The sequence below is a fragment of the Cupriavidus sp. USMAHM13 genome, from assembly GCF_001854285.1.
GTDB classification, from domain to species: domain Bacteria; phylum Pseudomonadota; class Gammaproteobacteria; order Burkholderiales; family Burkholderiaceae; genus Cupriavidus; species Cupriavidus malaysiensis.
In genome coordinates this window covers 2,600,213-2,612,884 of record NZ_CP017752.1, presented here as the reverse complement: position 1 = coordinate 2,612,884, position 12,672 = coordinate 2,600,213, and the positions used below count along the sequence as shown (strand labels likewise).

The window sequence follows — 12,672 nt, the reverse complement described above, 5'->3', positions numbered from 1 at the left end:
GGCCCGGGCCGCCCCGGGCGGTCTCCCAGGCAGGCTTTGCTGGCGGCGGAAGCGGTTCGATCGGTGCCCACCATCCGTCGTCGGTGATCGGCTTGCCCATCCCCTCTGTCCTGCTCTCACAACGGATGAGGTTAACAGGTCCGCAGGCCCGCAGGGCCGCCTTGCAGGTTCGCCTTGAGTACCCAGCAACTCTTTTTGAAACGGCTTCCTGGTTCTCCACGAATTCAAGACTCAGGACACTAGCGCCCTGTATCGCGATGTCGTCGACATGCGTCGATCAGGTAGGCGCGCGGCGCGCGCCTTGGCTACAATGGCGACCCGTCGCGGCGCAGGGGCGGAGGCCGGCGCGGCCGCTGCACCGGATTGGCGCATGACGGCATGTCCGGTGCGCTCCGGGGCGCGCCCGCCGACCGCGGACAGCCGCGCACCGCCATTGGCCGGCGCTCGGCCATGCCCGCCTCTCACTCCGAACCCGCCTGCAGGCGCGATCCCATGGAAAGCATCGTCATCGAGATCTTCTACCGCCTGTCGACGGCATTCTTCTGGCCGGTGGCGGTGGCGCTGCTGGTGTTGTTCGCGCTGTCGCTGGCCGACCTCGGCGCGCTGCTGGTGCAGGCGCGGCGGCGCGCGCACACCGCCGCCACCGACCTGCCGGCGGTGGCGAACGCGCTGGCGGCGCGCTTGCCGGCGCCCGGCAGCGGCCGCTCGGCCAGCCTCGACGACGTCGCGCTGTCTCCCTCGCTGGCACGCTTCTGGGCCCTGCTGCAGCAACGGCTGGCCCAGCTCGATTCGCACGAGCACCTCGACCTGTGGCTGGACGAGACGCTGCAGCGCGAGGAGATCCGCATCGCCAACCGCCTCGACCTGTCGCGCACCCTGGTGCGCATCGCGCCCATGCTGGGGCTGGCCGGCACCATCATCCCGCTCGGGCCGGCGCTGCAGTCGCTGCTGTCGGGCGACATGGGCAGCATGGTCAGCCATCTGGTGGTCGGCTTCGGCGCCGTCGTGTGCGGGCTGGTGCTGGGTGGCATCGCCTACGTGCTGACGCTGACGCGCGAGCGCTGGGCACGCGCCGACCTGAAGGAGATGGAGAACCTCAGCGAACTGGTGCTGCGGGCCCTGCCGGCCGGCGCGGGGGCGGCCGCCTGATGGCGCGGCCGCTGCAACGCCGCTTCGTGCGGCGCCGCCGCGTGCTGGGCGAGCTGACTTCCATCCACCGCGAGGATCCGCTGGCCGGCGTCGCCAACCTGTTCGACGCCTCCATCGTTTTTGCCGTGGGCCTAATGGTGGCGCTGATGCAGGCCTTCAGCCTCGCCCAGCTGTTCAACCCCGAGGCGCAGTTCACCCTGGTCCAGCGCGACCCCCGCACCGGCGAACTGCATTTGACCGAGAAGAACCGCAAGGAGATCAAGGTCAGCCGCATCACGCCCGAGCAGAAGGCGGGCGAGGGCACGCGGCTGGGCGTGGCGTACCGCCTGCCCGACGGCAGCGTGGTGTACGTGCCCGAGGCCGGCGCTTCGCCTGCCGCCGCCACCTCTGCCGCCGCCTCTGCCGCCGCCGCGCCGCTGCAGGCGGCACCTGCCGGCCCGCGCTGAACCGTGCCGCAGGGGCTTCCTCCATACCGCCATCCTGCGGCCGGCCCGGGCCGGTGGCTGGCATGGCTGGCCTGCCTGCTCTGGCTGGCGTGGCTGCCCGCCGCCTTCGCGGCGCCGGTGCGCGTGCTGGTGGTGACACCGAACACTCACCTGCTGCCCGCCGCCCTGGCGGCCTTCCAGCGCGCCCATGGCGGGCAGGTGGCCAGCCTTGACTTCACTACCGAGGCACCGGACGCGGCCCGCCTGCAGGCGGCCGACGTGGTCTACACCTATTACGCGCCGGTCGACGTGCTGCGCCGCATGGCGGACGGCGTGCGGCGCGCGCGCCAGCGTGGCGCGCTGGTGCTGGCGGCGCCGGCGCAGAGCGCGCAGGCCGCCTGGGGCATCGAACTGGACAGCGCCGCCGGCACGGCCGCGCAGGCGTACTGGGAGGCCGGCGGCAGCGACAACCTGGCGGGCTTCCTGGCTTACGTGGCGGCCGCGCGCCAGCCGCCGGGCGCGGCAGCCGCGCTGGTGGTGCCGCCGGTGCGGCCGGCGCCGGCGGCGGGTATCTATCACCCGCGCGCACCGGGACCGTTCGACAGCCTCGATGCCTACCTGCGCTGGTACCGCCAGGCGGGTCCGGGGCCGGGCGCGCCGCTGGTGGGCATCGCCTTCTATGCCACCAACTTCCGCCAGGGCGACCTGGCCCAGATCGACACCCTGGTCGACGCGCTCGAACGCGCCGGCATCGGCGCCGTGCCGGTGTTCGGCTGGCCGCTGTCCAGCCTCGACCGCTGGCTCGCGCAGGACGGCCGCACGCCGCTGCGCCTGCTGCTGGCGCTCAACCTGACCATCAGCCGCGACCCGGACAAGGCCTGGCTGGAGCGCCAGGGCCTGCACACGCTCAACCTGATCGCCACGCGCGACAGCCGGGCGGCCTGGCAGGCCGACGTGCGCGGCATCGCCGGCGAACGCTTGCCGATGCTGCTGAATACGCCGGAGCGCAACGGCGCCAGCGAACCCATCCTGTTCTCCACCCAGGAGGAGGTGGGCGGGGCCCGCGCCAGCGCCGCCGTGCCCGAGCGCGTCGACGCGGCGGTGGCGCGCGTGCGGCGCTGGCTGGCGCTGCAGGACAAGCCCGCGGCGGACAAGCACATCGCCATCCTGTACTACAACAACCCGCCCGGGCGCGGCAATATCGGCGCCAGTTACCTGGCCACGCTGCCTTCCCTGCGCGCCATCCTGCAACGCCTGCACGAGGCCGGCTACGACAGTGGCGACAACCTGCCGGACACGGCGACGCTGACCGCGCTGCTGGAGGCGAGCGGGCGCAATGTCGAGACGTGGTCGCCCGGCGAGCTGGCGCGCATGCAGGGGCAGGGCCGGCTCACGGTGCTGCCGCTGGCACAGTACCGCGCCTGGTTCGCGCAACTGCCGCCGGCCTTCCGCGCCGCGGTGCTGCGCGCCTGGGGGCCGCCCGAACGCAACCCGCTGATGCTGGCGGACGACGGGCGGGGCGGGCTGGGCTTCGTCATCCCGGGGGTGCGCTTCGGCAAGCTTTTCCTCGGCCCGCAGCCGCTGCGCTCCACCTTCGAACGGGCGATGGACACCACCCACGATACGGTGACGCCGCCGCCGCACTCCTATATCGCCGCCTATCTCTGGTACCGCCATGCCTTCGGTGCGGATGCGATGGTGCACGTGGGCCGCCACGGCACGCTGGAGTGGCTGCCGGGCAAGCAGGTGGCGCAGGCGGGCGATGACAGCGCGGAAGTGCTGCTGGGCGACCTGCCCAATGCCTACTACTACATCCAGGATGGCGGTGGCGAGGCGATCCAGGCCAAGCGGCGCGGCGCGGCGGTGCTGGTGAGCCACCTGGCGCCGTTGCTGGCCCGCGCCGGCTGGCCTGCGGCGCTGGCCGGGCTGGACCAGGCCATCGAGCAGGAGGAGGCGACCCGCGAGACCTCGCCGGAGCTGGCGCGGGTGTACCGCGAGCAGGCGCTGGCGCAGGTGCGCGCGCTCGGGCTCGAGCGCCAGCTCGGACTCGGCAGCGAGGCGCCCTGGGAGGAGATCGAGCCCGCCGTCCATGCCTTCCTGCACCGTGTCGAGGCGGAGCCGATTCCGCTCGGCATCTACGCGCTCGGCGAGCTGCCGGACGAGGCCGCGCAGCGCGATGGACTGGCCACCATGCTGGCCGGACGCTTCAGCAGCCAGGAAGCCGAGGCCATCGGGCCGTCCGCCTTCGCGCGCTGGGCGGCCGACCTGGTGGCCGGGCGCGAGCCGGCGGCACCGGCCGAGGCAGTGCCGCCGCCGCTGGAAGCCAAGGCCGCCGAGGCCTTGGCGGCGGGCCGGCAGTGGCTGGCCGCGCTGCGCGCTTCGCCGCGCGACGAACTCGACGGGCTGGTCACGGTGCTGTCGGGACGCTACCTGCCCAGCGCGCCGCTGGGCGATCCGGTGCGCACGCCGCAGAGCCTGCCGAGCGGGCGCAACCTGCACGCCTTCGATGGCGCCCTGATTCCCACCCGCGCCGCGTGGGAACTGGGCAAGACGCTGGCGGGGCAGACCCTGGGGCGCTACCAGCGCGAACATGGCAGGCTGCCGGAGTCGGTCTCGATGGTGCTGTGGTACGGCGAGACCGAGCGCCACCAGGGCGCGCTGGAAAGCGAGGCGCTCTACCTGATGGGAGTGGAGCCGGTGTGGAATGCGCGCGGCGTGGTCGACGACGTGCGCCTGATCCCCGACGCCGAACTGGGGCGGCCGCGCGTCAACGTGCTGTTCACCATCTCCGGCATCTACCGCGACGGCTTCGGCGACAAGGTCGCCCTGCTCGACAAGGCGGCGCGCCTGGCCGCCGCCGCCGGCGACAACGCGCTGAGCCGGCACGACCGGGCCGTGACGGCCGCCCTGCTTGCCGCCGGCACCGAGGCCGGCCTGGCCGGCAGCCTGGCGCGCGCGCGGGTGTTCGCCGCCAAGCCCGGCAACTATGCCATCGGCGTGTCGCAGATGGTGGAGCAGAGCCGCGACACCGAGGCGCCCGATGCGGTGGCGGCGCAGTACCTGCGCTACATGAACTTCGCCTATTCGGCCGAGGGCTGGGGCACCAGCGCGCCGCAGGCGCTGGCCAGCCACCTCAAGGACAACCAGGCGGTGCTGTTTTCGCGCGCCAGCACCTTGTACGGCGCGCTCGACAACGACGACACCTACCAGTACGCGGGCGGGCTGGCGGCCGCCACCCGCGCCGCCGGCGGGCAGGCGCCGGCCTTCTGGCTGCACAACCTGCGCACGGCCGGCGAGGCGCGCACCCTCGATGCCCGCGCCTGGCTGGCCACCGAGCTGAACGCGCGCAACTGGAACCCGAAGTGGATCGCCGCCATGCAGGCCTCCGGCTATGCCGGCGCGCGCGAGATGTTCAAGGAGATCGAGCACCTGTACGGCTTCCAGGCGGCCACGCCGGAACAGATGTCGGGCCAGTTCTGGCAGCGCACCTATGACGTCTACGTGGCCGACAGCGAAGGCCTGGGCATGGAGGCCTTCTTCCGCGCCAGCAATCCGCACGCCCAGCAGTGGATCCTGTCGCGGCTGCTGGAAGTCGACCGCCAGGGCAGCTACCGCTTCAGCGCGGCGCAGCGCGCCGACATGGTGCGCCGCTATGTGGCATCGGTGGCGCGCGACGGGCTCTCGTGCTCGGCCAACACCTGCGGCAATCCGGCGCTGATGCGCTACATCGAGGGGCTCGGGCGCGCGGCGGACACCGACGCGCAGGCCATGCGCCGCTTTGCCGGTGTGCTGGCGCAGGCGACCGCGGCGGGACCTGCCGCCGCGCCCTCGGGCACCGGGGCGGCGCGGGGCGGGCAGGCCGTGCCGGCGCGGCAGGCGAGGGACACACGGCAGGCGCTGCGCCGGCAGTCCGCCGCGCCGCCGCGCTCCGCGGCGAAGGCGGCCGATCCGCCGCGGCCGGCCGCGCGCGGCACGCCGGTGCGCGGGCAGGTGATGGAGACGCGCGTGCTGCGGCTCGACGCGCCGGCCCGGCCTGTGGCCGGCCGCGCGGCAGGCGCGCTCGGCGTCGGCGCGCTGATGCTGCTGGCGATCGGCGCCGGGGCCCTGGCCGAGTGGCGGCGCGGCCGGCGCCGGCGCCCGTGAGCGGCGCGCCGCCGCGCCGCCGTGCCGCCGGCCCATGCCGCAGGCGGGGTGGACAGTCCGCGGCGATGTCATTATTCTGGTCGCCTTCGCCGGCCGGCGGCACCCCGCGTTCCCGCGCCGCGCGCCCCTTCCCCTGATCCATTCGATCCGATCGATCCATTCCCCGCCTTCGGGCCCGTGTGTCGGCGCCCGTGGAGTCCCAGCATGCAGACCAGCAAGATCCCGGCCACCATCGTCACCGGCTTCCTCGGCAGCGGCAAGACCACGCTGCTGCGCCACATCCTCGACCATGCCGACGGCCGCCGCATCGCCGTGATCGTCAATGAGTTCGGGGAGCTCGGCATCGACGGCGAGATCCTCAAGGGCTGCGGCATCGGTTGCGACGAGTCGGGCGAGGCCAACGGCCAGCTCTACGAACTGGCCAACGGCTGCCTCTGCTGCACCGTGCAGGAAGAATTCTTCCCGGTCATGGAAGCGCTGCTGGAGCGGCGCGGCCAGATCGACCACCTGCTGATCGAGACGTCCGGCCTGGCCTTGCCGAAACCGCTGGTGCAGGCCTTCAACTGGCCGAGCATCCGCAATGCCTTCACCGTCGACGCGGTGATCACGGTGGTGGATGGCCCGGCCGCCGCCGCCGGACAGTTCGCCGCCGACCCGGGCGCAGTCGATGCCCAGCGCCGCGCCGACCCCAACCTCGACCACGAATCGCCGCTGCACGAGCTGTTCGAGGACCAGCTGGCCAGTGCCGACCTGGTCATCCTCAACAAGACCGACCTGATGGATGCGGCGCAACGCGCGGCGGTGGAGGTGCTGATCCGGCCCGAGATCCCGGCCGAGGTCAAGATCGTGCCCGCGCAGTCGGGGCGCCTCGACCTGGAACTGCTGCTGGGGCTGCAGCGCGCGTCGGAAGCCACCATCCACCTGCGCCCCGACCACCACGGCTCGGCCGGGGATGGCGATCACGCGGACCATCACCACGATGAGTTCGACTCGGTGGTGGTGGAGGCCGGCACGGTGGAGCGGGAAGCCTTGCTGGCGGCCCTGCAGGCGCTGGTGGAGGGCAATACGATCTACCGCGTCAAGGGCTTCGCGGCGCTGCCGGGCAAGCCCATGCGGCTGGTGCTGCATGGCGTGGGGCGGCGCTTCGACAGCTATTTCGACCGCGCCTGGCGCCAGGACGAGACGGCAGCCACGCGCGTGGTGCTGATCGGCGCTGACCTGGAGCGTGAAGCGCTGCAGGCCGCGCTGGATGCCGCTCTCGCCGCGTCGCCCGCGGCCCCTGTATCGTCAGCGGCCTGAGGGCACCCGCATGCACCTGCTGTCGACCCGGCCCGGCGGCTTCGTCGAGGACGGGGCCGGCGTGCTGCGCATCGAGCAGACGCCGGCGCAGATCGTCATCCTGAGCGCGGCCGATACGACACTGTCGCTGCTGGCCGGTGTCTATCCGCGCCTGGGGCCCGGCTACCCGAGCGTGCGGCTGGCCAACCAGATGTACCTGCGCCAGCCGGCCTCGCTCGACCTGTACGTCGACGAGGTGCTGCAGCACGCGCGCGTGGTGGTGGTCGACCACCTGGTCGGCGGCAGCGACTGGTCATATGGCCTGGAGCGGCTGCCCGAACTGGCGCGTGCGCGCGGCCAGTTGCTGGTGATGCTGTCGGGTGACCTGGCCGAGGACGCCAACCTCGCGCGCCGCGGCAATGCGCCGGCGGCGCTGTCGCATGCGCTCTGGCAATACCTGCGCGAGGGCGGTGCCGCCAACGCCGAGCAGTTCTACCGCTGCCTGGCCCACCACGCCTTCGGCCTGGGCGCGCCGGCGCTGCCGCCGCAGGCGCTGCCGGAGGCTGCGCTCTACCATCCGGCGCACGGCGTGGCGACCGCGGCCGACTGGCAGCGCACCTGGCGGGAGCGCGGCGTGGCCGGCGCGCCGGTGGTGGCGCTGCTGTTCTACCGCGCCCACCTGCAGGCGGGCAATACCGAGGTGTTCGAGGCCCTGGCCGAGGCCCTGCTGGCAGCCAGGCTGTGCCCGCTGCCGCTGGCGGTCACATCGCTCAAGGCACCGCTGGCGCGCGAGGTCCTGCAATACCTGTGCGCGGAACATGCGGTCGCGCTGGTGCTGAACACCACGGCCTTCTCGGTGGCCTCGCTGGATGGTGGCGCCGAGGCGGAAGCGCCGCTGGCCGGCGACGCACCGGTGCTGCAATTGATCCTGAGCGGCGGCAATCGCGAGGACTGGCTTGCCGACGAGCAGGGCCTGGGTACGCGCGACGTGGCCATGCAGGTGGCGCTGCCCGAGGTGGACGGCCGCATCGTCACGCGCGCGGTCAGCTTCAAGGGCCTGGCCTGGCGCTGCCCGCACACCGAGGTGGACGTGGTGCGCTACCAGCCGGACGCCGAGCGGGTGCGTTTCGTCGCCGAGCTGGCGCGGCGCTGGTGCCGGCTGCGCAGCTTGCCCAATGCCGACAAGCGGGTGGCGCTGGTGCTGGCCAACTACCCCGCCAGCGAAGGCCGCATCGGCAACGGCGTCGGGCTGGACACGCCGGCCTCGATGGTGCGCATCCTGGCCATGCTGCGCGAGCAGGGCTACACCACCGGCGCCTTGCCCGCCGACGGCGCCGCGCTGCTGCGCGGCCTTACCGCCGGCATCACCAACGACCCCGCGCAGCACGCGCTGCGCCCCGCCTTCCAGAGCCTGGCGCTGGGCGACTACGAGGCGTGGCTGGCCACCTTGCCGGAAGGCAGCCGTGCCGCCATCTCGGCGCGCTGGGGCGAACCGGCGGCCGATCCGATGGTGCGGCAGGGCCGTTTCATGATCGCGGGCGTGCGCAGCGGCCGGCTCTTCATCGGCATCCAGCCCGCGCGCGCCTACGGTGTCGACGACTACGCCAGCTACCACGATGCCGAACTGGTGCCGCCGCACGGCTACCTGGCCTTCTACTGCTGGCTGCGCCAGGTGTTCGGCTGCGATGCCGTGGTGCACGTGGGCAAGCATGGCAACCTGGAGTGGCTGCCCGGCAAGAGCGTGGCGCTGTCGCCTTCCTGCTGGCCCGATGCCATCCTCGGGCCGCTGCCCCATCTCTACCCCTTCATCGTCAACGATCCCGGCGAAGGCGCGCAGGCCAAGCGGCGCACGCAGGCCGTCATCATCGACCACCTGATGCCGCCGCTGACGCGCGCGGAGAACTATGGCCCGCTGCAGGACCTGGAACGGCTGGTGGACGAGTACTACGAAGCGCTGGCGGTCGATCCGCGGCGCGCGCGGCTGCTGCGCAAGGAGATCCTGGCGGGCATCGTCGGCCAGCAGCTGCACCGCGAGCTGGGCTTCGACGGACAGCCGGCCGCCGCCGACGAGGATGAACTGCTGCGGCGTACCGATGCCTACCTGTGCGAGCTGAAGGAGTCGCAGATCCGCGACGGCCTGCACGTCTTCGGCCAGTCGCCGCAGGGCCGCCAGCGGCGCGACACGCTGGCCGCGCTGGCGCGCTTCCCGGCCGGCGACGGCAAGGGCGCGCAGGCCGGCCTGCTGACCGCGCTGGCCGCCGACCTCGGCCTGGGCGCGGGCTTCGACCCGCTCGACGCCGATTGGGCGGCGCCGTGGCAGGGCCCGCGCCCGGCGGCCCTGCAGGCGGTCAGCGGCGAGCCATGGCGCCACCATGGCGACACGCGCGAGCGTCTCGAAGCGCTTGCGCTGGAACTGCTGGCGGGGCTCGACGCCGAGGACAGGGGCGCGCCGGCGGCGCTGCCCTGGACCGCGCAGGTGCTGGCGCGGCTGGGCGGCGACGTGCTGCCGCGCCTGGACGCCTGCGGCGAACAGGAGCTGACGCAGCTCGCGCGCGGGCTGGCCGGCCGCTTCGTGCCGCCGGGCCCGAGCGGCGCGCCGTCGCGCGGCCGTCCCGACGTGCTGCCGACGGGGCGCAACTTCTATTCCGTGGACACGCGCGCCGTGCCCACCCGCATGGCGTGGACACTGGGTTTGCGCGCCGCCGACCAGCTCATCGAACGGCATCTGCAGGAACACGGCGACTACCCGCGCGCCATCGGCCTGTCGATCTGGGGCACCGCCACCATGCGCACCGGCGGCGACGACTTCGGCCAGGCCCTGGCGCTGATGGGGGTGCGCCCGCGCTGGGCGCCGGGCAGCCACCGCGTGGTGGATTTCGAGATCCTGCCGGCCACCGTGCTGGGGCGCCCGCGCGTGGACGTCACGCTGCGCGTGTCGGGATTCTTCCGCGATGCCTTCGCCAATCTCGTCAAGCTGTTCGACGCGGCGGTACGCGCCGTGGCCGCGCTGGACGAGCCCCCCGAGGTCAATCCGCTCGGCGCGCGCGTGCGCGCCGAGCAGGCCCGCCTCGAGGCGCAGGGCCTGGACGGCGCGGAGGCGGCCGAGCGGGCGGCTTGGCGCGTGTTCAGCGCGCGCCCCGGCGGCTATGGCACCGGCCTGCAGGAACTGGTCGATGCGCGCCGCTGGCAGGACGATGCCGATCTCGCCCATGCCTACCTGCAGGCCGGCGGCTACGCCTACGGGCAGCGCGCCGACGGCATCGAGGCCCGCGCGGATTTCGGCGCGCGCCTGGCCGGGCTCGACGCCGTGGTGCAGAACCAGGACAACCGCGAGCACGACCTGCTGGATGCCAACGACTACTACCAGTTCCAGGGCGGCATGGCGGCCGCCGTGCGGCACCTCGGCGGCGCGCAGCCGGCGCTCTACCATGGCGACTTCAGCCATCCCGCGGCGCCGCGCGTGCGCACGCTGGGCGAGGAGATCGCCCGCGTGATCCGTGCGCGCGTGGTCAATCCCAAGTGGCTGGCGGGCGTGCGCCGGCACGGCTACAAGGGCGCCTTCGAGATGGCCGCCACCGTCGACTACCTGTTCGGCTACGACGCCACCACGCGCGTGGTGGCCGACCACCAGTACGCGCTGGTGGCCGACGCCTATGTCAACGATCCCGTCAACCGCGCCTTCCTGGCGCAACACAATGCGCGCGCGCTGCACGCGATCTGCGAGCGCCTGCTCGAAGCCATGCAGCGTGGCCTCTGGCAGGAGCCCGGCGCCTACCGCGCGCAGCTCGAGGCGCACCTGCTCGATGCCGAGCAGCGCCTGGAAGGAAGCTGAGTCACCATGAGCCTGCCCCAACCCTTTCCATTCAGCGCCCTGGTAGGCCAGGCGCGGCTGCAGCGCGCGCTGATGCTGGCGGCGGTCGATGCCGGCATCGGCGGCGTGCTGGTCGGCGGCCCGCGCGGCACGGCCAAGTCCACCGCCGCGCGTGCGCTCGCGGAGCTGCTGCCGCAGGGGCGCTTCGTGCCCCTGCCGCTCGGCGCCAGCGAAGAGCAACTGGTCGGCAGCCTCGACCTCGACCACGCCCTGCGCGGCGGTGAGGTGCGCTTTGCGCCCGGCCTGCTGGCGCGCGCCCACGAAGGCGTGCTGTACGTGGACGAGGTCAACCTGCTGCCCGACCACCTGGTCGACCTGCTGCTCGACGCCGCCGCCAGCGGCGTCAACGTGGTGGAGCGCGACGGGGTCTCGCACCAGCATGCGGCGCGCTTCGTGCTGGTCGGCACCATGAATCCGGAAGAGGGCGAGCTGCGACCCCAGTTGCTGGACCGCTTCGGGCTGGCGCTGATGCTGGAGAACCTCACCGACGCCGCGCAGCGCCAGGCCGTGGTCAAGGCGCGCCTGGCCTTCGATGCCGATCCGGCGGCGTTCCGCGCCGCGGTGGCGGGGCGCCAGGCGACGCTGGTGGCGCAGATCGCGCGTGCCCGCGCAGGGCTGGCGGCGCTGCGCTTCGACGATGCCGTGCATGGGCGGGTCAGTGCCTTGTGCCTGGCGGCAGGCGTCGACGGGCTGCGCGCCGACCTCGTCATGCTGCGCGCGGCGCGCGCGCTGGCGGCTCTGCAGGGCGATGCCGCCATCTCCACGGCACATGTCGACAGCGTGGCCGAGCTGGTGCTGCATCACCGGCGCCAGGCCGGCGCGCCGGCTCCGGCCGGTGATGGGGAGGATGACGGGCAGGGTGACGGGCAGGGGAGCGGACGCGATCGCGGGCAAGACGGCCATCCGGCCGCAGCGACCGTTCCTGGCCGCCCGGCGCCAGGGCAGGGCGAAGCCCCCGCGGGTGCTGCCGGCGGCTGGCAGCCCGATCCGGAAGGCAATCCCTGGGGCGCCATGCCGCCGCCGGCCGGCGGCACGGCCGTGGCGCCGGCGGCGGTCGCGCCGGTGGCGCCCTTCACCCGCCTGAAGGACCCGGCCTACGCCAAGGACGCCCCGCCAAAAAAAGCCTGAGCCACCAGGCCGCCGACGCCGGGATCCGGCGCGGCGGCCACCGGTGGCAAGCTCCCCGCCTGCCCGCGCCCGGCATCCTGCCCGGCTCCCGCCTGCACTGGCCGCGCACGCTCGCGGCCAAGGGCACGCAGCCGCTCGCGCGCGGCCACCTGCGCTGGCGTCCAGCCGCCTCGCGCGGCGGCGTGCTGCATTGCTTCCTGCTGGACTGCTCGGCGTCGATGCTGCCGGGCGAACGGCTGGCGCTGGCCAAGGGTGTGCTGCTGCGCCTGCTGGAGCGTGCCTACCAGGCACGCGCCGAGGTGGCGCTGGTGTGCTTCGGCGGCGGCAGCGCGGAAGTCCGCCTGCAGCCGGCGCGGGCCCGCCCGTGGAGCGATGCCTGGATCCGCCCCATCGCCGGCGGCGGTGGCACGCCGCTGGCGCTCGGCACGGAGCGCGCCGGCCGGTTGCTGGCACAGGCCGCGCGCCGCCGTCCGGCGCAGCAGCGCTGGCTGTGGCTGCTCAGCGATGGCCGCAGCAGCGAGCAGCCGGCGCGTCCGCGCTGGGCGGATGCGGTGATGGTGGTGGACTTCGAACGGCAGGCGGTGCCGCTGGGGCGCTGCCGGCGGCTGGCGGAGGATTGGGAGGGGGAGTACCTGGTGGCTGATCGGTTGATCGGCCGCTAGGACTGCCGCCCTGGGG

General features: G+C 73.6%; 7 protein-coding genes. All 7 read left to right on the top strand.

From position 1 onward, the window contains the following. Nucleotides 1–492 precede the first annotated feature (492 nt). Entirely contained in the window at nucleotides 493–1,149 is a 657-nt protein-coding gene (locus BKK81_RS29715; protein ID WP_071020417.1) for a MotA/TolQ/ExbB proton channel family protein, read from the top strand. Next, nucleotides 1,149–1,595 carry a DUF2149 domain-containing protein gene (locus tag BKK81_RS29710; protein ID WP_071020415.1) on the top strand — a complete coding sequence of 149 codons (447 nt, stop codon included), beginning with the start codon at nucleotides 1,149–1,151 and terminating at the stop codon, nucleotides 1,593–1,595. The genes BKK81_RS29715 and BKK81_RS29710 overlap by 1 nt, the downstream gene beginning before the upstream one ends. A 3-nt stretch (nucleotides 1,596–1,598) precedes the next feature. Further along, nucleotides 1,599–5,717, top strand: coding sequence for a cobaltochelatase subunit CobN (locus tag BKK81_RS29705; RefSeq protein WP_071020412.1), 4,119 nt, complete (start codon nucleotides 1,599–1,601; stop codon nucleotides 5,715–5,717). A gap of 204 nt (nucleotides 5,718–5,921) precedes the next feature. Next, entirely contained in the window at nucleotides 5,922–7,016 is a 1,095-nt protein-coding gene (gene cobW / locus BKK81_RS29700; RefSeq protein ID WP_071020409.1) for a cobalamin biosynthesis protein CobW, read from the top strand. A gap of 10 nt (nucleotides 7,017–7,026) precedes the next feature. Then, nucleotides 7,027–10,827 (top strand): cobaltochelatase subunit CobN, encoded by a 3,801-nt coding sequence (cobN, locus tag BKK81_RS29695; RefSeq protein WP_071020408.1) that lies wholly within the window; start codon nucleotides 7,027–7,029, stop codon nucleotides 10,825–10,827. Between the two features lie 6 nt (nucleotides 10,828–10,833). Next, nucleotides 10,834–11,994: an ATP-binding protein gene (locus BKK81_RS29690; protein ID WP_071020405.1), complete on the top strand. Its 1,161-nt coding sequence runs from the start codon at nucleotides 10,834–10,836 to the stop codon at nucleotides 11,992–11,994. A gap of 182 nt (nucleotides 11,995–12,176) precedes the next feature. After that, entirely contained in the window at nucleotides 12,177–12,656 is a 480-nt protein-coding gene (locus BKK81_RS29685; protein WP_083384537.1) for a vWA domain-containing protein, read from the top strand. Nucleotides 12,657–12,672: the final 16 nt, after the last annotated feature.

Bases quoted from the DNA above. Each gene is read 5' to 3' on its own strand.
- BKK81_RS29690 (WP_071020405.1), top strand. From the start codon at position 10,834: ATGAGCCTGCCCCAACCCTTTCCATTCAGCGCCCTGGTAGGCCAGGCG.
- cobN (WP_071020408.1), top strand. From the start codon at position 7,027: ATGCACCTGCTGTCGACCCGGCCCGGCGGCTTCGTCGAGGACGGGGCC.
- BKK81_RS29715 (WP_071020417.1), top strand. From the start codon at position 493: ATGGAAAGCATCGTCATCGAGATCTTCTACCGCCTGTCGACGGCATTC.
- BKK81_RS29710 (WP_071020415.1), top strand. From the start codon at position 1,149: ATGGCGCGGCCGCTGCAACGCCGCTTCGTGCGGCGCCGCCGCGTGCTG.
- cobW (WP_071020409.1), top strand. From the start codon at position 5,922: ATGCAGACCAGCAAGATCCCGGCCACCATCGTCACCGGCTTCCTCGGC.